This is a genomic window from Flavobacterium faecale (assembly GCF_003076455.1).
GTDB classification, from domain to species: Bacteria; Bacteroidota; Bacteroidia; order Flavobacteriales; family Flavobacteriaceae; genus Flavobacterium; species Flavobacterium faecale.
Genome location: NZ_CP020918.1, coordinates 2247501 through 2268999 on the forward strand (window position 1 = coordinate 2247501; position 21499 = coordinate 2268999).

12 protein-coding genes are annotated in these 21499 nt (G+C 34.4%); 4 read left to right on the forward strand and 8 right to left on the reverse strand.

Features of this window, described 5'->3' with window-relative positions; all coding sequences use genetic code 11:
• Nucleotides 1–217 precede the first annotated feature (217 nt).
• Both FFWV33_RS09775 and FFWV33_RS09780 read right to left on the reverse strand, forming a co-directional pair.
• Complete coding sequence (locus tag FFWV33_RS09775) at nt 218–625, reverse strand: response regulator (protein ID WP_108740735.1); 408 nt, start codon at nt 623–625, stop codon at nt 218–220.
• Nucleotides 615–2339 (reverse strand): PAS domain-containing sensor histidine kinase, encoded by a 1725-nt coding sequence (locus tag FFWV33_RS09780; protein WP_108740736.1) that lies wholly within the window; start codon nt 2337–2339, stop codon nt 615–617. The genes FFWV33_RS09775 and FFWV33_RS09780 overlap by 11 nt, the downstream gene beginning before the upstream one ends.
• Before the next feature lie 171 nt (nt 2340–2510).
• Between FFWV33_RS09780 and typA the strand changes: the two genes are divergently transcribed.
• A complete protein-coding gene (gene typA / locus FFWV33_RS09785; RefSeq protein ID WP_108740737.1) occupies nt 2511–4307 on the forward strand; it encodes a translational GTPase TypA in 1797 nt (598 codons plus the stop codon).
• 329 nt (nt 4308–4636) lie between these two features.
• Here typA and FFWV33_RS09790 read toward each other — a convergent pair whose 3' ends face one another.
• Nucleotides 4637–9604, reverse strand: coding sequence for a T9SS type B sorting domain-containing protein (locus FFWV33_RS09790; RefSeq protein WP_108740738.1), 4968 nt, complete (start codon nt 9602–9604; stop codon nt 4637–4639).
• 177 nt (nt 9605–9781) lie between these two features.
• Here FFWV33_RS09790 and FFWV33_RS09795 point away from each other — a divergent pair, with 177 nt between their 5' ends.
• A complete protein-coding gene (locus FFWV33_RS09795; RefSeq protein ID WP_108740739.1) occupies nt 9782–10846 on the forward strand; it encodes a hypothetical protein in 1065 nt (354 codons plus the stop codon).
• Between the two features lie 38 nt (nt 10847–10884).
• On the forward strand, nt 10885–11757 hold the full coding sequence (locus tag FFWV33_RS09800) for a hypothetical protein (RefSeq protein ID WP_108740740.1): 873 nt from the start codon (nt 10885–10887) through the stop codon (nt 11755–11757).
• Here the strand turns inward: FFWV33_RS09800 and FFWV33_RS09805 are convergent.
• Nucleotides 11729–15424 (reverse strand): metallophosphoesterase, encoded by a 3696-nt coding sequence (locus tag FFWV33_RS09805; protein WP_108740741.1) that lies wholly within the window; start codon nt 15422–15424, stop codon nt 11729–11731. The genes FFWV33_RS09800 and FFWV33_RS09805 overlap by 29 nt on opposite strands.
• Nucleotides 15425–15449: 25 nt before the next feature.
• Here FFWV33_RS09805 and FFWV33_RS09810 point away from each other — a divergent pair, with 25 nt between their 5' ends.
• Entirely contained in the window at nt 15450–16640 is a 1191-nt protein-coding gene (locus FFWV33_RS09810) for a Pycsar system effector family protein (protein ID WP_108740742.1), read from the forward strand.
• Here FFWV33_RS09810 and FFWV33_RS09815 read toward each other — a convergent pair.
• The 4 genes from FFWV33_RS09815 to FFWV33_RS09830 form a co-directional block, all read right to left on the reverse strand.
• Nucleotides 16632–18998, reverse strand: a complete 2367-nt coding sequence (locus tag FFWV33_RS09815) for a GAF domain-containing protein (protein ID WP_108740743.1) — start codon at nt 18996–18998, stop codon at nt 16632–16634. The two genes, FFWV33_RS09810 and FFWV33_RS09815, sit on opposite strands and share 9 nt — an antisense overlap.
• A gap of 386 nt (nt 18999–19384) precedes the next feature.
• Nucleotides 19385–20443, reverse strand: a complete 1059-nt coding sequence (locus FFWV33_RS09820) for a nucleoid-associated protein (protein WP_108740744.1) — start codon at nt 20441–20443, stop codon at nt 19385–19387.
• 44 nt (nt 20444–20487) lie between these two features.
• Nucleotides 20488–20883 carry a four helix bundle protein gene (locus FFWV33_RS09825; protein ID WP_108740745.1) on the reverse strand — a complete coding sequence of 132 codons (396 nt, stop codon included), beginning with the start codon at nt 20881–20883 and terminating at the stop codon, nt 20488–20490.
• 46 nt (nt 20884–20929) lie between these two features.
• A complete protein-coding gene (locus tag FFWV33_RS09830; RefSeq protein ID WP_108740746.1) occupies nt 20930–21469 on the reverse strand; it encodes an IS1096 element passenger TnpR family protein in 540 nt (179 codons plus the stop codon).
• Between the last annotated feature and the right edge of the window lie 30 nt (nt 21470–21499).

The following is a 21499-nucleotide window of genomic DNA, read 5'->3' on the forward strand; positions in this document are numbered from 1 at the left end:
TTGTAACTTTATCTTTTATTTTTTTAGAAAATAGTTGAGAATGACGTATTGTAATTTACGATATAACGTCTTTAAGATTTTAATTATGAAGCTGTTAAAGAGATGACATTTTTAAATGTAAATGTCCTTATTTAAATATTTTTAAATTTTTGTTTGCGGATTATCAATAGTTTAGGTATGATTTTTGAATTGTAAGGCATGATCATTTTGATTAGCGCTATAATAAGAGTCTTTTATTCTGTATTAAATATTCTAACATCTTAGTAGATATTGGCTTTGGTAAAAAATCAATAACCATTGAGTATTTTTTTGTTTTTTCTAAATCTTCAGGATCAATTGTAGAAGACAGTACTACTATGGATATAGAATTATAAGCTTCGTATTCAGGTAAGCAAAAAGTATCAAGGAATTCCCATCCGCCCATTACTGGCATGTTAAGATCTAAGAATATAAGTTGCGGTAGTTCTTCGACTTTGTCAGATTTTATGTTTTTAAAGTACTGTAATGCTTCTTCTCCGTTATTTGCTGTAATCGTCTCTTTTGCAAATGAGGTCCTAGATATTACTTTCTTGCATAACATTAAGGTAATTGGATCGTCGTCTACACATAGTATTTTATGTAACATTTTGCTTATTTTTGAAAATTAGTGTAAACGTCGTTCCTTTGTCTACTTCGCTGTTGATACTTATTGTTCCGCCCATTGCTTCAACCTGTGATTTTACCAAGTATAGGCCTAATCCCTTGCTGTCAGGGTAATTATGGAATCTTTGATAAAGTCCGAATACTTTATCGTGGTTTCGATCTAAATCAATTCCGATACCGTTATCTTTAAACGTTAAGGTAAATAAGTTGTTAACCTGTTCCGTAATTACGGTTATTTTTAATGGGCGTTTATCTGATCTATATTTTAAGGCATTCGATAATAAATTTAGTAATATACTCTCAATATATGATTTGTTTATTATTAGTGCAGGGACCCTATCGAAATCGATTTTTAAAATGGGTTTTTGTTTGTAGATTTCGAAAGAGAGTTGGTTGAATACATTTTCGAATACATCTTTCAATAATATAGGTTCTTTTTCTATTGAGGTATTATCTTTAATTATCATCACCTTGGTAAGGTCATTGATTGTGTCGTTTAATAAGTTGGTAGATTTATTGAAACCATGTAGGATTTCTTTTAACTCGTTGTCCTCAATGGTAATGTCTTCAATTAGGTTTAATAGACCGGTCAAATTTGAAATTGGAGCTCGCAGGTTATGTGATGTGATATATGAAAAATGTTTTAAATCTTTATTATTTTTTGTTAGTTCTCTAATAAGGTGTTCCTTTTCTTTTTCTTGTCTTTTTTCATCTGTGATGTCTCTTTGTATGGAGACCCAATGTGAAAGTTCTTTTTCTTTATTGAAAATAGGAATCATAGAAAATAAAAGCCAAAATTCTTTCTTTTCTTTTGTGTAACAAATCATTTCGATAAGCGCTTCTTTTTTTTCTTTTATCGCTGTGATTATTTTTCTGCTAACCTTTGGATCTGTTTTAGGCCCTTGTAATATGTCTGGAGATCCATTAATAACCTCTTCTTCGCTATAGCCAGTCATTATTGTAAAGGCAGGATTAACGTATACAATCTTAGGGAGTTGGTTATCGCTAAAAGTTGCTTCAGTGATAACTATAGCGTCTTTGGTCTGAATAATAACTGTTTCTAATAATTTTAAACGTAATTCTTCTTGTTTTCTTTTGGTTATATCTTGGATGGCACCAATCATCCTTGTTGGTTTACCCTCTTGGTCTTTTATTAAAAAACCTCTATCTAAAACATATTTATACGAATTGTCGGCGCATTTAAAGCGGTATTCATCTTGCCAGTTTTCTGTTCGTTGTTCAATAAATGCATATAGTTTGATCGACATTTTTATGCTGTCTTCTGGATGTATTTGCTCAAACCACCAGCATGAAGTTTTTCCTACTTGATTTTTATTATAACCAAAAATACTATTGATTCCGTTGTTCCAAGAAATCTTGTCATCTATAATATTCCAATCCCAGATTGTATCACTAGTAGCTTTGGCAACGATGTTAAATTTTTCGTTAGACTCTCTTATCTCAGCTGTATTTGCTTTAAGTTTTTCGAAAACAATTTTATTTTTTCTATTGTTTTCTTTTAGTATTAATCTGAAGATGAGACCTGTAAATGTTACGAGTGTAATGTCTTTTGCAAAGTTGTAAACTGGGTAGTTCCAGCTAGGCACAAACTTGATAGAAAGTTTATGAAAAACTATAACTGCAAATAGCGCAATGAGTAGGTAGACTATTGTTATTTGGTTTATTTTGTTTTTCATTACCCAAATGTAATTAATAAATGTGAATTAAAAAACAGGTGCTAAAAATTAATTAAAAGTTAGATTAGATAGGGTTTTAGGTGTTTATAGAGTTAAGAATGTGTAAAGTAGTTTGATTATTGTTTTTTATATGAAAATAAAGTGTACCTTTGCACCCATTAAAAATCACAGATGGAATCTATTAGAAACATTGCAATTATTGCCCACGTCGATCACGGTAAAACAACTTTGGTTGATAAAATTATGTATCACTGTCAGTTATTTCGTGACAACGAAAACACAGGTGATCTAATCCTTGATAACAACGATTTAGAGCGCGAAAGAGGTATTACCATTACTTCTAAGAATGTTTCTGTTCAGTATAAAGGAACGAAAATCAACATTATTGACACTCCTGGTCACGCCGATTTTGGTGGTGAGGTAGAGCGTGTATTAAATATGGCTGATGGAGTTTGTTTACTTGTGGATGCATTTGAAGGGCCTATGCCACAAACGCGTTTTGTATTACAAAAAGCATTAGACCTTGGTTTAAAACCATGCGTTGTTATAAATAAAGTTGACAAAGAAAACTGTACTCCTGAAGAAGTTCATGAAAAAGTTTTTGACTTAATGTTTGAATTAGGAGCTACTGAAGAGCAGTTGGATTTTCCAGCAGTTTACGGTTCTGCTAAGAACAACTGGATGTCTGACCATTGGGAAAACGTAACTGATAATGTTGAAGCATTGTTGGATATGGTTATCGAAAATGTACCAGCTCCTAAAGTATCAGAAGGAACTCCTCAAATGTTGATTACGTCTCTTGACTTTTCTGCGTTTACAGGTCGTATCGCTATTGGTCGTCTTGAAAGAGGTGTATTGAAAGAAGGAATGCCAATCTCATTAGTAAAAAGAGATGGTACTGTAACAAAATCTCGTATCAAAGAATTACATACTTTTGAAGGTCTTGGACGTAAAAAAGTAGCTGAAGTAATTGCTGGAGATATTTGTGCAATTATTGGTGTTGAAGGTTTTGAAATTGGTGATACTATCGCTGATGCTGAAAACCCTGAAGGACTTAAATCAATTGCTATTGATGAGCCTACAATGAGTATGTTGTTTACAATTAATGATTCTCCTTTCTTTGGAAAAGAGGGTAAATTTGTAACATCTCGTCATATTAGAGAAAGATTAACTAAGGAGCTTGAGAAAAATTTAGCCATGAAAATGGGTGAAACTGACTCTGCTGATAAGTTCATGGTTTTTGGTCGTGGTGTACTTCACTTATCTGTTCTTATTGAAACAATGAGAAGAGAAGGGTATGAGTTACAAATCGGTCAACCACAAGTTATCATCAAAGAAATTGATGGTAAAAAATGTGAGCCAATTGAGGAATTAACAATCGACTTACCAGAATCACTTTCTGGAAGAGCTGTTGAGTTTGTTACTATGCGTAAAGGTGAAATGTTAAGCATGGAGACTAAAGGTGAACGTATGATTGTGAAATTCAATATTCCATCTCGTGGAATTATCGGATTGCGTAATCAATTGTTGACTGCTACTGCTGGTGAGGCTATTATGGCACACCGTTTCATTGGATATGAGCCTTACAAAGGTGAAATCGCTGGACGTAACAAAGGTTCTTTAATCTCTATGGAAAAAGGAAAAGCTATTCCTTATTCTATCGATAAATTACAAGATCGTGGTAAGTTCTTCGTTGAACCAAATGCTGAGATTTACGAAGGTCAAGTAATTGGTGAAAACTCACGTTCTGATGATATGTGTGTTAACGTAACTAAGGAGAAAAAACAATCTAACGTACGTTCATCTGGAAATGATGAAAAAGCTAGAATTATTCCTCCAATCATTTTCTCTCTTGAGGAAGCTTTAGAATACATTCAAAAAGATGAATATGTTGAGTGTACTCCAAAATCTATTCGTTTGAGAAAAATCTATTTGACAGAAACTGATAGAAAAAGATTTAAAGTATAGTACTATCACAAGTATACTAAAAAAGCCATTTCGAAAGAAATGGCTTTTTTTTTGTTCAATAGTAGAGGTGATTTTTTTTATGTATAGGTGGTTCAATATTGTTTAACAATATTAGATCATTTATAAATTTTGGCAATAAAACAGTATAAGTAATAGTGTTACAAGGATTTTTGATACTATAGCGAATTTTGTGCTGTGCTTTACATGACTGCTTGTATAATCCGTGAGGGATTGAAGTGTAAATCCTTTTTTGGGGCTTTTTTTGCCCCTAAAAAGATTGAAACATAAAGCCCGACCCGCTTTTTTGCGGGTCACGCCCACCATTAAATTTATCTTTTTAAACTAAAATGTCCTTTGGCTGCTCTTCCATCTTCCAACTTAACGGTGTACCAGTAATCATCGCTTGGAAGTGGTTTGTTATTATAAGTACCATCCCAGCCTTGGTCTAATGGATTTAGTTGTTTAAGTAGTTTTCCATATCTGTCAAAAATATAGATAACGGTGTTAGCATTGAAGGTGCTATCAATTCCTTGTACATTCCAATAATCATTGTAGCCATCGTTGTTTGGAGTAAAGAATTTAGGTAATCCAATTACAGAAATCCTTTGGCTTACGGTTCCGCAACCGTTCACGTCTTTGATGTATACGTCATGAATACCTGAAGGAACATTTACAAAGATATTCGATTCTTGAAAAAAGGTATTGGCATCATCCAAGCTGTATACGTAGTTTCCGGTGCCTGTAACGTTGACGATTACGGTATTGATATCAGTCATATCTTCGATATCAATTGTGGAGATTTTCGCAATGTCTGATGGGGTTACCACTATTGTACGCGTGCGTTCGCATCCTGTTGTTTTGAATGATACAGTTACTGTATAGATTCCCTTGGTATTGACATCGAGTGTTGGATTTGTTTCTGTTGGTAGCACTATTCCGTCTCTTGACCATTTAAAATTGTAATTCGTTTCTGGTGATCCATCTAAGATTCCAGCATTTAGTTGAACAAAGAATGTCGGAAGATTAGAACATATTAATTCGTCCTCTGTACCGTCTGCATTAAGTGAAATTTGCGGAAGCGGATTAATAATAAATGGAATTACTGTCGTTGCAGTACAATTTGGGTTAATAGGGTTTGTCACCGTTGCTGTTATATTTTGGGTGTTTGTATTGAATGGATTTGGTAGCGGACTGGATAATAAGTTACCATTTTGATCAGTATAACTTACGACCATACCAGTTTGGGAACCTATGATTGTAGATTCGAATGTACTCGTATTAAAGCTATAACGTCCATCTTGATTAACTGGGTCTAATTCATCATCGCAAACAGTGGTTAATGATGTAGGAACCGAAAATGCTTGCGGCAAAACATCTACTGTAAAGGTTATAAGTGTATCATCAAAACATTTTGAAGATGTATTGTTTGTAAGGACAGCCTTTATAGTTTGAGATTTAGTCGAAAAGGTTGCTGGAAAACGACTTGAAATGAGGAGTCCGTTGGCGTCTTTAAGCGGATTATTCATTGCATCGAAATAAGTTGCCGTCACATTTATTTGTCCGTTTACGAGTGTATTTTCTAAGGTAGCAGTATTGAAAATGAATATGCCATCTTGATTGTCGTCACATTGTCTTGCAATCGTTACAGGGTTTGCTGTAGGTAATTGTTCGACCGTTAGTGTGATATAAGGTCCAAAACCATAGCAAGAGTTATCGGTGTCACTATCAACGCGACCCCAAATTTGCTGTTGATTTGGATAACCTATATTTCTATAATTTGTTGTACTGGTGATTTTGTTTTGTTCGGATAATGCATCGGCCTCATTTCTATAAAATGTTATAGAATAGTTTCCAGTACTGGGAAGTAAAGCTTTAATATCATTTTCGGCAGAGCTGAAGTTGAAAGCAGAGACGCCATCTCGTTTGTTATTATTCACATTATTGAGTCCGTTTATATCTAGTTCATCATCACAAGTTACAAAGGAACGATTGAAGGTAGCTGGTACTTGTGTTGCTACAACTTTCAAAGCCATTTCGGCAACACTGAAGCAATTGTTTGCATTGACTACTCGCGCCCATACTTGCATAAGTAAAGGGGTAGTATTTGTATAGGATAATGGATTTGGAATCAATTGTGATGAATCTGCATTTGTAGCGGCTGTTTGAGTCTTGTAGTAGGTAAAGGTTTCAGCAGTTGAATTTGCCGAAATTATATTGTTTTTCTCTGTCAAATTAAATGCTGTGATTCCGTCAAGATCATCATCACATTGAATTAAAGTGATGTCGTTTACAGTAGGTATTGGATAAACAGTCAACGTTGTTTCAGATGAGAGTAGTCCACAACTATTTCCTATTCGATTAATAAAAACTCTGTATTTATAGCCATTCATAGCAGTTGTCACTGAATTTACATTTAGTTGGTTTGTGGTTGCGTTGCTATATGTGGTACCATTTGTAATCGCAGTCCATGTTGTTCCATTGGAGCTTACTTGCCATTGATAACTATCTCCATTTGCTACAACGGGAATTATTGCTTGCTGCAATTCGCAGGTTGCTGGAGCATTTGGTTGGTTAGTAATGATAATTGGAGCGGCAGTTTTATAATTGTTATTGGGTGTAGTGTATCCCACTGCGCTAGTTACTTGACCTTTTGTATTTACGGTAACTGGACTGTTTCCAAGAATTCCATCATTGTTTGGATCCAAAAATCCTGCTTCAATTACGTCCAAACATAAGTCATTATCACTATCGAGTTCACGATAATTCATAATGCCATCGTTGTCAATATCCTTATTTGTTGCATTGGTTCCAGATTCTTCGATATCATTAATACCATCATTATCACTATCTAGGTCCAAATAGTCTGGAATTCCATCGCCATCAGTGTCGACTGGTGTAAATCCTGATCCAAATGCATTGTCGATACCATCTTTGTTAGTGTCAGCATTAGTAATTGAGACCGCATTGTTTACTTGTGCTTCAATGTTATCAAGTATTCCGTCATTGTCACTATCTGTATCAACTTGATCAGCTTTACCATCCCCGTCGCTATCAATAGGAACACAAGTGGCTATTAATTTGAAAGTGCTTATGTTGGCATCACTATCCGTTAGGTTTTTATGCGTTATGCTTATAGTATTGGTTAGGTACGAAGAAAATCTAAAATCGCCTGTTCCAGCAGGAAGCGGAACAACTGCATTTAGTCTAAATCGAATTTCGAATGAAGAATACTGTGTTACACCGCTTTCATAGATTCCGTCATAATTAGTGTCAATTAATAACTGATTACTTGGATTGCTAACAGTTATAGTTTTGTTAGTATCAGAATTAATAATGTACTCAGCATTGGCATTTAGTAAATCGGTACTATTTGCTGTAGTAACATATTCAAGTGCTACCGACATGGGTTGGCTAAAAGTAAGTTTTTGTTTTACAAAGCTATCTTTACCAGCTGGTATTTGGGTAACAAAAGTACCATCTGCAGCACCGACAAAAGGAGTTGTGCTTACTGCAGCTGAAGTTGTAGTGGCGCCTGTAAATGTAGTGGTATAGGTACCAACAGCGATCGTTCCAGAAGAACTGTTTGTTAAATTGATTGCCTGATTTCCGTAGGATTCTGTGCAATTTGTGATTCCGTCATTATCATTATCAAGGTCAATATTGTCATTTACTCCATCTCCATCCTGATCTGTAGGGCATTCACTCACCGGAATTTCATCTGAGAATAGTGGTTGTGATAACGGGCAATTTGAAACAGTTCCACGTACGTTGTAGTAACCTGGTGTTGTGGGAATGAAGGAATTTGCTATCTGTCCAGAAATTGGTACACCGTTGGAAAACCACTGGAACGAATCGTATGATGATATAGTATTTACATTTAACTCTACATTGGGTATGCAGGATGAATTGGTTGTTGTTATCTTGTTAGAAATAATTTCTGGTTTAGTGTCAAATCCTGAGTAATATCCTCCGTAGGTTGCTGCGCCATTTTTACCAAAATAAGAAACATATACTTGTCTAGTAGATTTGACAGAGATGTTACCAGATAAGCTATTAACGGTATATCTTTCAAACCCAGGGCTACCACTGACTGGAACTGGGCTGGAAGTTAGAACAGAGTTGTTTATGGATACCGTTGCTCCAGTTTCTGTTACAATATTTAAAAAGTTATCTGAAAAAGAATTGCTTCCAATCAAATCAACTAATGGTATATTATCCACTATTTTAGGTGTTGTACAGTTTAATGGAGGGACAAAGAATAAATTTTGATTGGCAGGGTTTGCTGCTCCACCAATGCTCTGGTAGGCAAATACGGGCTCGGAAGTTTGTACATAAAGATTTCCATTGGTAAAAGAACTACCCGTAATATCGGCATATTGGCCAGCATTTAGCGTTGCAAAAGGCGTCGTGCTACCATTTATGTACACAATGGTATTATCAACTTGAGCAATTAACTGTACTCTTTCAATGTCATTTGTTCCTGCTCCTTTTACAAATATATACTCTTTTCCTGTTTTTTCGAATGATACAATTTGGTCAAAGCCTACATCACGTCCATTAAGAGAGGTGCTGTTACTACCACCAAACGAACCAGAGTTTACCACTACAGGCTTATCTGTTTGAACTAAGGCTCCAATCATTTTGGCACTATTGGAAACAGATCCTGTTCCGTTTTCAAATGCTAAAACATAACTTTCATTTTTATTTAAATTGATTGTAATGGGTCCAGTAATAGTAGTTCCATCAGTCATAAGGGTTCCTGTTGGAATGTTTGATATTGTTACTGTAGTATTATTGTCGGTCGCTAGTATGGAACCGAAATTTAGTAAAAATCCATCGGTATTCACTGGGTTAAGCATAGCACCTAATCGAAAGGTTTGCCCGAGTGCACTATTCCCCTTAGAAACTATTCCTCCTGCATGATTATAACCGCTTGAAGTGTTTCTTGAAGAATTTAATCGCATACTCACGTAAACTTGGTTCTCTGCTTCAATGATATATCCTTTATTGGTTAACTTACCTATTGTGGACTTGGGTGTCATTAACTGAGTGGAACTACCAGTACCTATACTGTATATATAAGGTAGTGTGTTGCTAACTACCCCTGTTACGGTAGCACCACCAATAGCAATAATTTTAAAGTTAACGGGAGAAATACTAGGTGTCGAAATGTAGAAATACTGGTCCTCGGCAAGATTATTGTTGCAAGTTACAGGCGGTATATAGTGTGTGGTGCTAAACTGTGCGTAACTATTTAATGATAATAGGAAGAGTAAAGCGAGTACAGATTTTTTCATTTGCTAAAAATAAGAATAATTTTATTTAGTGTGCTAAAAATAGGCAGATTAGATAATGCTATGCGTTAATATTTTGTTAGTTTGTTAAATGCAGTGTCTATTTAGTTTGATTTTAAAATTTAAACTGTAACTTATTCCATGTAAAATACTTTAAATTTGTATAAAAGCCCAAATGTTATGAGTGAATCATCTGTTTTATTTAAAAAACCTTCCTACCCAATAAACGAATTTTTATTAGAATACTTGGATCGTTACGATCGCATTTCTACAGTTACCGTTTTTTATGATGATTTATTACGTTTTTCAGGTTCAATTGTGGTGTATGATAAAAATGATCATGACACTTTGTGGGTTCGCGTGTACTACAATGAATTTGAAAGAGCAGAGATTGACTTGAATTTAAAAAAAATATATTCCTTATTGCATTCAGATGGAAATTTAGAGATTATTAAATTTCTAAATATTGATGCTATTGACTATTGTACTTTTGGAAACTCAAAACCTTTTCGAATAAAAGTAAGAAACATTCTAAATGACAATTACGTTCATTTTTATGTAAAAAAGGCGGATGCATCAAGAATTTACGGTCTTGAACTAGAAGATATTCTTTCGCCAGATAAAATAAATTTTTTGGTTCATGGAGACACATTGATAGAGGAGCATATTATTGGAATTCCTGGTGATGTATTTATGGAGACCTTACTTACCAAATGTACTGAAACTGAAAAAGCGCAGATTGCCAAAGAGTTTGTAAAGTTCAACGAACGTTGCATGATTCGTCTCTTGGGAGACATGCGTGCTTACAATTATGTTGTACTACCAATTCATGATTTTGACCAAGTGGTACATCGTATAAGGCCAATTGATTTTGATCAACAGTGTTATGAAGGGAATTTTAAAATATATAGGCCGCAGTTTTTTAAAGAAAATAACCCAATGGTCCAATTGGTCAAAAGTAAATTACAGGCTTCTTCAATAGAACAATATAAAAATGAAGAGCGTGCAGCCTTGGCCAAAAGATTGCATTCTGCCCGCAAGCGCATTTCGCGTTTGTTGCACATTATGAGTAATGACTTTTTGGCTCCTGATGAACATACTGAGAAATTGAAGATGGAATTGTTCCGCTATACCAATGATCTCAATTTTAAAAATGCCAATTCAATGGGTGATGTACTCGAAGCATCGTTTGAGTTTATCTCTAGAAATTATAAAAATGCCAATATTTTTAAACCTGGATTTTAATGTCCCAAATACATAAATTGTAAAGAAATATAACCATAATGAAAAAGTATTTTAACGTCATCGTCATATTCCTTGTACTTGCCTGCCAGCAAAAATCAACTAAGCTTGTGGACTTGTACGATTTTCCAAAATCATTGAAGGAAGTTTCAGGGATGATCACTTTGCAAGATTCAGATCTTATGGCCTGCATTGAGGATAGCGGAAATAAGAACGAAGTTTATTTTTTAAATTCGAAAGGAAAAATTAAAAATACCCTTGAAATTTCGAATGTCAAAAACACAGATTGGGAAGATGTAACCAAAGACCAAGAAGGTAATTTGTACATTGGTGACTTCGGTAATAATGATAATGTTCGAAAAGATTTAGCAATTTATAAAATAAACAAAGATCAATTGGCAAAGTCAGAAACGACAACTTCTTCTATTATCACTTTTTCATATCCGGAACAAAAAGACTTTCCTCCTAAAAAGAAGAAACTTTTTTTTGATGTAGAGGGGTTTATTGTTTTTCAGAACAATTTTTATTTGTTTACCAAAAACCGTTCTTCAAATTTTGACGGAACGGCTTACATATACAAAGTGCCTACCGCTGCGGGAAACTATCAAGCTCAAAAAGTAGGGGAATTTAAATCAGGCCCAGATTATCATAATTATGTGATTACTAGCGCGGCTATAAGTCCTGATCAAAAAAAAATAGCACTATTAACGCATAGTAAAATTATTTTGTTCGAAAATTTTAAAGGCGACGATTTCCTTTCGGGCAAACGAACTGAAATTGATTTACAGCATTTTTCGCAAAAAGAAGCGATCTGTTTCAAAGACAATTCAACGGTTTACATCGCCGATGAGAAAGTTAAAAAATCAGGCGGAAAAGTGTACGAATTTAAAATCCAAAGCCAAGAGCAAAACTAAGTCGTCCTTCTTCTTCTCTACTTTTAAAATAGGAAAGCCTTGCGGTCAAAGTATTAAGTCCGTTTAGCCATAAGCCTCCACCAACGGCTTGATGCCATTTTTGATTGTCTTTATTATCTAGCCAAACACGTCCATAATCATAACCACCAAGAATTCCGTAACTCATAGGCAGGATACTTTCTTTAATTTTACCTAGACTTACACGTAAGTCAGTACTGTTATAAAACGAACTTTTTCCTAAAAATCGTTCGTTTCTAAAGCCTCTTAAACTCAAATCGCCTCCTAAAACTGCACCTTGGTAAAACTCGTAATTGTTGTTTAAAATGGCTTTTGCTTTTACAATGGTAGCCAAGACTATTCGTCCGCTAGCATCAATTTTATGATTGAAATTTAGTTTTGATTCGAATGTTGGAAAGTTTGTTCGAGTGTCGTCCAAGTTTGTTTTCCAGCTTCCAATCACTGAAAATCCCATTCCCATTTTTGGTAATGAGGGTATGTCGTAGTTTTCAAAGTGGTAACCTACAGTGACTCCAGCAAATTTTTGACTATCAAAAACTAATGGGTCAACAATTGAGTTGGATGTAATATAACGGTTGACTGTATTTTGGACTTGTATATTTTCAAAACTAGTCTGAATTTGCAAACGACTACCAAAAGGGCCAACTTTCTCAAATTGTGGTGCCACCTTAAAAATACTGATTTTAACTCTATTAAAATTCATTCCTTTTACTTCATCGTTGTTTACAGTTTCGTTGCCGTATCCAAAAAAGTTGATAGAAAAATTAGGACTAGTAAAACGGGTATCAAGATTAAAATCCCATTTATCAGTGACCTTCGGTGCTTTAAACGAATAGAATAATTCAACCCCACTCGTTGCAAAATAATAATTTGCTTTAAGTATGTGCTTGCTAGAATATGGATTTTGCTTAAAGTTATTAATCGTATAGTTAGCAATAATACCAATTTTTAGGCCATCATCGGGGTTATAGCCAAGGGTAGGCAGTCCAGAAAAAGCATTGTATTTGGGCAAAGTATACCTGTAGGAATTGATAGTATAGTCGTCTGTGATTTTTTTGGTAGTTTGCGCATCAACATTATAGGTGTTCTTTTTCGAAAGGAAATCAATAACTCGAATTCCTTTACCGTTTTCGATGGTATAGCTATCATGGTTTTGTCCACCTAGCAAAATAATTTCTGCTGCAGTTTTAGCTTTTCCTTTGACAATAAATTCATCATCATCATCTAAACCGTAGATCCATAAATGTTTTGTTTTTTTGCCCGAAAGTGTTTTGGAGTACGCAAATTCAATTCCGTCTTTCTTAATTCGATTCACGGTTATTTGGAGTACATTGCCTGGCTTTTTTTCGATAATAAACTGGTCTTTTTTATTTGTTCCAACAACAAGAACACGTTTTTCTATTGTTTTCGAATACTTTTTAGCATAAGTAACTAATTCTTTTTTGCGAGCTTTTAAATCTTTTTTAATTGTCGTTATCGTTTCGTCTTGCACTTCTAAAGGTAGCTGCAGGAATGCTTTTTCGATGGCTTCATCAGATAAGTTATTTTGAATATAAGTAGCTTGCTCAATCCAATCTTGTTCAGTTGCTGTCTTTAAAATCGCCAAATCCATTGGGTAAGGTTCTCTATTAAACCATTTTACGTTTTTTATTTTATCTTTGAATGTTTGCATATGACGCAAGTCAGGAATATTCATCAAGATGGACAGTAAGGCACCATCATACTTAGAAAAAACCTGGTCACGGTCTCTAGGAATTGGTTTGTAAATTGTTTTGTCACCTTCTTTATATGTACTCCAGCGCCATTGGTCTTGATGCCTGTCCCAATCGCCTAGTAGCATATCAAATAAGCGAGCTTTGATGTATTCTTTTTCATCTACAGCATAATTTTCATCCTTATGAAGTTTTTCCAAAAGATCAGCTGTACTTATAATATCGTCAGAGTTGCCAAAAGAAGCAAGGTCTTTTTGAGTTTCAGAGGCTTGTTCTTCAATAAAGTACAACTCATCGCCAAAATTGCTATTAAACTCTTGCAATGTATTTTGTTTCGGGATATAATATAATTTTGGATTGGAATGATTGACTCCAATTTGTTCTGCCAAATAACCTACAGCAAGTGGTGCATACGGGTGTGAACTAGTATAAAAATCAAGAAGAAAATCTTCTGCATAGGTGTCTTCAAAATCATTTTCTACAAATTGATCCTTGAAGGCAACCGCTTGCAAAAATCGAGAAGCACTTTTCTTGAGGGCTCTCATAGCATACTCCTTACCCGATTGATCTACAAGGCGAAGCGATTTTGATTGATGACCGCCACCAGCTCTTTTTGGAGATACGCCACCATACAAAGTATCTAGCATAAGTACAGGCGCTTCTATAGCTGTATTATAAATGGTGCGGTAGTGGTTACCAAAAACAAAACGATAAGCAGCTGACTTCGAGGTACGATCCTCCGAATAAACAGAGGCCGATTTTGTTTTAGGAAATGAAGTAGGGTAGGCGGCAACTTCATTTTCGGGAACGTTTAATACGATTTGACGGTACAGTAATTTATCTTCATTAAAAAAGGAGACTATGCTTTTTCCATTAGTGTACACGTTTAAAATTGCGTAACCTTTTTGTCCGTATGAAAAATCATTTGGGTATACTGCTTTGGCAGCTTCTTCTTTTGACCCTGCTCCGCTAATAATTTGTTTTATATTTTGATGATCGATATACTGCAAATTGTGATCGTGCCCAGAAACTACAATCACATTATCCTCACCTTGAATAAGTGCTTTGATTCTATTTGATAAAGTGGAATATTGTTTGTTTTGAAGGTCTTGCGGGCTAGCTCCTGTAGTTTTTCGAAGCAAATTAATAAAAGAACCAATAACTGGTAACGGAATGTCTTGTTCCAACGGGAAAATTTGTTTTCGCAAAGAAAATTGTCCTCCATGCGTACCATTGCTCATAAGCGGATGATGCATGGCTATTAGGATTGTTTTGTCTTTGTTTTTACTAATTAAACCTTCAAATTCTTCAAAGAAGGCTTCTCTAGTTTTGATCGAACAATCATCATTAATAGTAGGTGAGTCGTCCCAGTTTTCTAAGAACCATTGACTATCAATAGTAATCAATAGAATGTTATCATTAATTTTCACATCATCAATAGCGCATCCTTTCCTGGGTGAGAATGTTTTTTTGTCATTTAAATAGTCTTGCACCAAGTCTTCTTGCTTTTTCAAACCTTCAATTCCGCTATACCAATCATGGTTTCCGGGGATAAAGATGGTTTGGCCCTTGTAATTTTTTGCAATTTGCAATTGATTAATAAGCTTTTGTTCAGCCGGTAAATAGTCAGGATCAGATGTTTTGCTTGGTATTCCTTTTGGGTAGACGTTATCTCCTAAAAACAATAAGGAGGAATTTTTGTTTGCAGTAACTAACTTTTTACTTAAAGCCATTAAAATGGATTTGGAATGTTGCTCTGTAGTGTTGCCAGCATCACCAATTAAATAGAAAGTATGGGCAATTTTTGCGGTGTCTTCCTCGTTAACTAGGTTCGAATTGGTTACATTAGAGCCGTATTGTTCTTTTTTGGTTGCACAAGCAAACAAAAGAGAAGATATAAAAAGGAGAATCAACCGTTTTTCCAAAAACAATTTCATATTTTAGTCGTATAATTATTTTATTATGAATCTTCTACATCAAGCTGAAGCTTTTGTTTCAGAATTACTCAAAGATAAACTTTCTAAATCATTTACCTACCATAATTTGGGACATACTAAAGTCGTGGTAAATGCAGTAGAAGCTATATTGCAGGCTGAAAAGCTTAATGAAAATGATAAGCAGGCTTTGTTAATGGCCGCGTGGTTTCATGATACGGGTTATACGCAAGGATGTACAAAGCACGAGGATGCCAGCGTAGTAATAGCAACAGATTTTTTGAGAGATAAAAAGCAGTCTGAAGAATTTATAGTTGCAGTAAACAAGCTCATTGAGGCCACTGTTCACGATTATGAGCCCAAAAATAATCTAGAAAAAATAATTAGAGATGCCGACTATGCACATTTTGGTAGTTTAGATTATCCGGTAATTTGTGAACAACTGCGAAAAGAGTGGCAAATTACCATGAATAAAGTATTTTCGAATGAAGAATGGGCAAAAGAAAATCTTCATTTTATGGAAGAAAAGCACCGCTATCAAACAGGATATGCCTTGACGCATTGGCAACCAATTAAAGAAAAAAATATACAAATGCTCAAAGGAAATGATCAAAAAGAGTTGAAAATGGAAAAGATTGAGACAAAAAGTAAAAAAGGTAAAAAGAAAAAAGACAAGAAAGAAAAACCAGACCGAGGTATTGATACTTTGTTTAGAATTACCTTAGGAAATCATACTCGTTTGAGTGGAATTGCTGACAGTAAAGCCAATATTTTATTGTCTGTAAATGCGATTATTATTTCGATAGCATTATCTTCTATTATACCAAAGCTTGATAGTCCTGGGAATGCGCATTTAATCCTTCCTACTTTTATTTTATTGATGTTCAGTGTAGTGTCTATAATTTTTGCCATATTGTCTACCCGTCCAAAGGTGACCACTGGTACATTTACGCGTGAGGATATCGAAGCTCAAAAAGTAAATCTTTTATTCTTTGGTAACTTCTATAAAATGCCGCTAGAGGAGTACCAATGGGCTGTTAACGAGTTAATGAAAGACCGAGATTATTTGTACAATTCTATGATCAAGGATTTGTACTTTTTGGGTATTGTTTTGGACAAAAAATACAAACTATTGCGTATAACCTATAATATTTTCATGATCGGAATTATTGTTTCGGTGATTGCATTTGTCTTGGCTTTTAATTCTGTTCTAGGATAATTCGTTTAGTAATTCTTGATACGTGTACTCTTTTTTATGAGCAACATCACTGTTGATTACTTTGATTCGAATGGCTTTCAAACCAGAAACACCTTGTAATTCTTCAACGTCAAATTTTTCGATTTCTGGTTCGATTATGTTTTTAAATTGCAGGTACTGAATGTATTTTAAATATTCCGTCTCTTCATTTTGATGCGAATAGACGATGGTTATTTTTTCCTTTTGGGTAATGCGTTCCAATGTTCCTTTGATGTTGGCTTTGTCGATTCGTTTTTTTACTACCTCATAGCGAGCATTGTAAGTTCCGTCTACGTCAAAACGTTTTTCGTCCATTCGAAAACGGATAGAAAGTGGCGAACTGAAGACCAAAATCAATGAGGTAACATCCAATTCATATGGCAACAAAGGTTTTAAACGATGGTGCTCGAGCTCCATCTTGCACAAGGTTTGCAATTGCCATAAGCGAAGGTTATTCAAATACATCATATCAAACGGAATATTTGGATTGATGCTTTGGCCTATGTACAAATTGTGTTCGACCCCGTCCGTTTTAAAACGTTCAAAATAATGTGGGTAATTCTGTTGCGCTTCCAATTGTTCTTTGTCTAGAACCGATGCCATTTTTTTGTTGATAATAGACATTGCCTCATCAAACTTTTTGCGGGCATGGTAAAAGAGTTCTGTTTTTTCATCCAATTCATTAAAATAAGCGTCAATTAGCAATTGCAACTTAGGATCATTTTTAGCATTGGTCAAAACAGGATGAATTTCCTTCTGAATATACAACTGAATTTGCTGTTCGGTATCTGCTTTTAATTCGATCAATAATTCTTTCGAAAAAGAAAACAATTCAAACTTACGTTGTTCTAATAGTTGCAGTTTGTTATTCTCTGTCAAATGATCCAATATCGTAATCAACTGACTTATTTGGCTTTTTAAATCTTGTTTTACAGTCTCATTTCTATGATTTGAGGAACTCTTTATGTCAATCTGACCGTACAAAGGATAAACTTCTTTAAAAACAATTGCTTTAAAAATGTAATCTTTATTAGGTGCTTGAATTTGAAAATATTTCTGTGCCTCTTTTCTGAATTTCCAATAAACGCTCGGGTGAATGGAGGTGTATTCTCTTTGAATTACTGCTTCGATCTGATTTTGTAAATCTATATTGTAACGCTCAATGGTCTCTACAACATAGGGTAACAATAGGTCAAGATTGTTGGCATTGACGCTATTGAGTATTTTGGGTTGCGAAGAAATGAGTTCGATCACACCCAATAATTTATCATTTTTAATAACGGGGGCCAAAATGCAACTCTTAATGTTTTGTTTTGCTAAATGAGCCGCAAAAGATGCGTTTTCGATTGAAAACTTATCCACATCAGAGATAATAAATGGTTTTTTGTCATTGATTATAGCTTGTAGCGTACAACCAAATAATGCAGATTTACAAATTATTTCCTCTTCTTTTTCTAATAAAATGTAGCTGTTCGATTCTGTATTGTTACTGAAAGGTGGTGTAGTGAATTTATTCTCCTCCTCATTGTACAAGACGAATCCAAGTTTTAGATCTGGGATTTTGAATATAGTTCTGAAAATGGTTTGAATATCATCATCTTTAGATTTTTGTTGATTATCCGACCTTAACAAGTTTGTTTTTAAGTTAGAAATAGCACTCTCTACCGAAGCATCAAATAAAGATATAATTCCGAAGCCCTTTAAAATCCAACTTTCTTTTGGGAATTTTTGTTTCCATAAGGCAATGTCATCGTAGTTGTCCATCAACATATCGATATCCTCTTGGGTTAATTCGACTGCATTTTCGGTACGAATAATTTCCATGAAATCTGCGTTGTACAAAATACGGTAGTGTTTCAATATACCATTGGCATCTGGAATGTCATAAAACAAGGGTTTATTGTAATCTAGATTTTGCCCGTACTGTGTGTTTAAAATTAAAATACAACTCACAATATAGAGTTGGTCGTCATTATAATCACGAATAGACATGTCAAATGCATTACCCGCATCGGCCAAGATAGTTTTGAAACGGTCGGTATAATTAAAGGTGAGATTCTGAAACGGAATGGTAATGGCTTTAATCTCATTTTTGGTCAATGCTGTTGGAAACAAGTCTGCCAATAAATGCTTGATTAGTTGTTTGTGCTCGTTTATAGACGCGTAATCTTCTATTCCGGTAAACAATTCTGGGACTTTCTTGATTTGCTCCAATAAGGCAAGAGCATAATTTGAGCGATAATCTACATCTGTAAGAGCAATTTCTTCTAAAGATTCGATTAATTTATGAAAAGATATTTTAGTCTTAAACGGACTATCATTAAGTATAGGATGATTCATTTTTTGTTCTTTTAAACAAAGCAACTTTTGGACGTGGTACTAGAAAAAGAAACTTTATTAGAGTCTACAAAAGTAACAAAAAAAACTCCAATTACATTCGTAACTGGAGCTTCGATTTGTTTCTTTGGATGGTATTTTGTTTTCGAACCCTTAAAATTTAAAATTATTGAAATGAAAGGCTATCGATAATAACTAATCATGGCAACTACGTTTTTTTATTTTAATGATTTGTTTTGGAGTATTAAATGTAGTGTAAAATGTGTTTATCGGCTTAATAAATTCGATAAAAAACATCTTATTTTATAAAAAGCAGGATTTAATTTATATTTTAAAGTAAAAATCCTCACCGTAGAAGGTAAGGATTTTGTATTTGAAAAGGGATAAACTTATGATTTTTGTTCTTTGTTGAAATATACTAGATAGTAGTACATTTGTTTTTCTTCATCCCATCCTTTTTCTACAAATTTCTCTGCACTTTCGGGGTTGATGAAATCCATTTTGATTTGGATGTTGGTATCTAGGTTGATCACGTTTTTGATAGATTTACGTGCATCACTTACAGCTGCATTCGCAATAGGGAAGGATGTTACGTCTTCAATACTGTACTTTTCACCTTTGTCAACTTTATAATTTTTGAATTCAGGAATCAAGTCTGGGTTATCAATTACTTCGTTCAAAAAGTTGTTTTCGTCAAATTGGTCATTCTTTGCAAAATAATTTACAGAACGGTTCATAAACATGACTTCTTCTTTCTTGTCTTCAGCAGGAAAAACAACATCTTTAGCAAATCCTTGACAAAATTTCAAGTATTTTTTTGTGATAAAGTTTTCGTCTTCAAAGGCGTCTACATTCAAAAAGTGCTCCAACCAGTAGCGCGCATCATAGCGGTTGCTATCAACGGTTAGGATTTTAAAGCCTTCCTCTTTTTTATGATTGAAGATGATGCAACCTTTGTCCAATTTATTCAAATTGATACCGTGTTGTAAAATCATTTCTAGATGCGTGTCTTTTTCTTCAAACTGTAAAAAGTCAGCTTGTAATTCACTTTTAAAAATCCCGATAGCATCAACCGGAGTATTGTCAATATTCACATTAGTCAAGTAGGTTACATAAACCTCTCCGTTTTTAATATGTGGATGATTGGATTGTTCGAATAAATGCTTAGTTATTTTTTTTGAAGCCTCATGAATATTGGCAGGATTATCAAAAATCTCACAGGCCAATTTGTACATGTCATTATAATCTAAATCTACTTCATGAGCAAACTGATAATAGTTTTCTTCTTTCTCTCTAAAAGGTTTCAAGAAAAATTCCTTGATCAACGGCACGATTTCATCCTGAAGATTAAAAGGCTGTTCTGATAAAAATAATGCTTCGTTACGGCTTTTATTTCCTACTCTGTGAATAGAAAGCGTATCGATGTGGGTGTTGAATAAGTTGATCATGTAAAATGTTTAATATTGTTTAAGGTTTAGAAGTTGTTTAAAGTTTAGGAGTCGATAAACTTTGTCCCTTTAAAATCTTTTTTGTTTAAATAGGTAATAAAATTGTGGATTTTGATACTTAACCTCTCATACTGAGCAATTAATATTTTTGAGTTTTCTTCGGTAATATACTCATTATCTAATAAGCGATAAAGTTGTGATCGAGTTTCGCCAGCCGAGCCTTTTGCAATTGATAAGAATTGTCGAAACTCAAGATTGCCATTTCGTTCAAATCCTTCTGCGATATTATCCATCACAGAACCCGAAGAATCTTTGATTTGTTCCTTTAGTTTATAGTCTCGGTTTAATTCTGTGTTTTTGGCTATAAAAATAATCTCCTTTGATAATCTTCTAGCTTCTTGCCAAATTTCTAAATCTTCAAATCTCGTAATTGTAGCCATTTCAAAACAATTTTAAACAATTAAACTATAAACCATTCAAACTTTTTTAGTTCCACAAATCCTCTGAGCCATAATCTTCAAAGCTATTATCGCCTTCAAACATGTCTAGATCATCTTCGTCTAGGCCGTCTTCATAGTCGTTTGCGTAGTCATCGGCATTGTCTGCTTCAAAGTTTTTCTCCATTGCTTCATCTGGCATTTCACCATGAGAGAAAAGTGTTTCAGGGTATAATGCATTTCCTTCTTGTTCTTCAATTGCAGCCAATTCGACCAAGAAAGTCCACATGTTGATGAAATCATATACGTAGATGATTTTGGTATTTTCATCATCCAATAAGTCAGACAGTTTGTAGTCGCTCATGGTTTTTTGTTCTCCAGGAATGTCTCCGGTATCAAAAAGAGCTATTTCGTCTTCTTGATTCCATGTTTCATCACAGGTGTAAAACGAGGCTACTTCCATACCATCAAACCCAAAGGAGTTGAAAATAGCGTTGTGTAAATCCTCTAGAGTATCGTCATCAAGGATGGCAATATCTCTAAAAATATCTTCTTCTGCATCTAGAATTACTCTGAATTTGTAAACCATAATCGTTGTTTTAATGAGAGGTCAAAGGTA

Excerpts from the sequence above, each read along its gene's own strand:
- FFWV33_RS09775 (WP_108740735.1), bottom strand. The coding sequence starts at position 625 with ATGTTACATAAAATACTATGTGTAGACGACGATCCAATTACCTTAATG.
- FFWV33_RS09780 (WP_108740736.1), bottom strand. The coding sequence starts at position 2,339 with ATGAAAAACAAAATAAACCAAATAACAATAGTCTACCTACTCATTGCG.
- typA (WP_108740737.1), top strand. The coding sequence starts at position 2,511 with ATGGAATCTATTAGAAACATTGCAATTATTGCCCACGTCGATCACGGT.
- FFWV33_RS09790 (WP_108740738.1), bottom strand. The coding sequence starts at position 9,604 with ATGAAAAAATCTGTACTCGCTTTACTCTTCCTATTATCATTAAATAGT.
- FFWV33_RS09795 (WP_108740739.1), top strand. The coding sequence starts at position 9,782 with ATGAGTGAATCATCTGTTTTATTTAAAAAACCTTCCTACCCAATAAAC.
- FFWV33_RS09800 (WP_108740740.1), top strand. The coding sequence starts at position 10,885 with ATGAAAAAGTATTTTAACGTCATCGTCATATTCCTTGTACTTGCCTGC.
- FFWV33_RS09805 (WP_108740741.1), bottom strand. The coding sequence starts at position 15,424 with ATGAAATTGTTTTTGGAAAAACGGTTGATTCTCCTTTTTATATCTTCT.
- FFWV33_RS09810 (WP_108740742.1), top strand. The coding sequence starts at position 15,450 with ATGAATCTTCTACATCAAGCTGAAGCTTTTGTTTCAGAATTACTCAAA.
- FFWV33_RS09815 (WP_108740743.1), bottom strand. The coding sequence starts at position 18,998 with ATGAATCATCCTATACTTAATGATAGTCCGTTTAAGACTAAAATATCT.
- FFWV33_RS09820 (WP_108740744.1), bottom strand. The coding sequence starts at position 20,443 with ATGATCAACTTATTCAACACCCACATCGATACGCTTTCTATTCACAGA.
- FFWV33_RS09825 (WP_108740745.1), bottom strand. The coding sequence starts at position 20,883 with ATGGCTACAATTACGAGATTTGAAGATTTAGAAATTTGGCAAGAAGCT.
- FFWV33_RS09830 (WP_108740746.1), bottom strand. The coding sequence starts at position 21,469 with ATGGTTTACAAATTCAGAGTAATTCTAGATGCAGAAGAAGATATTTTT.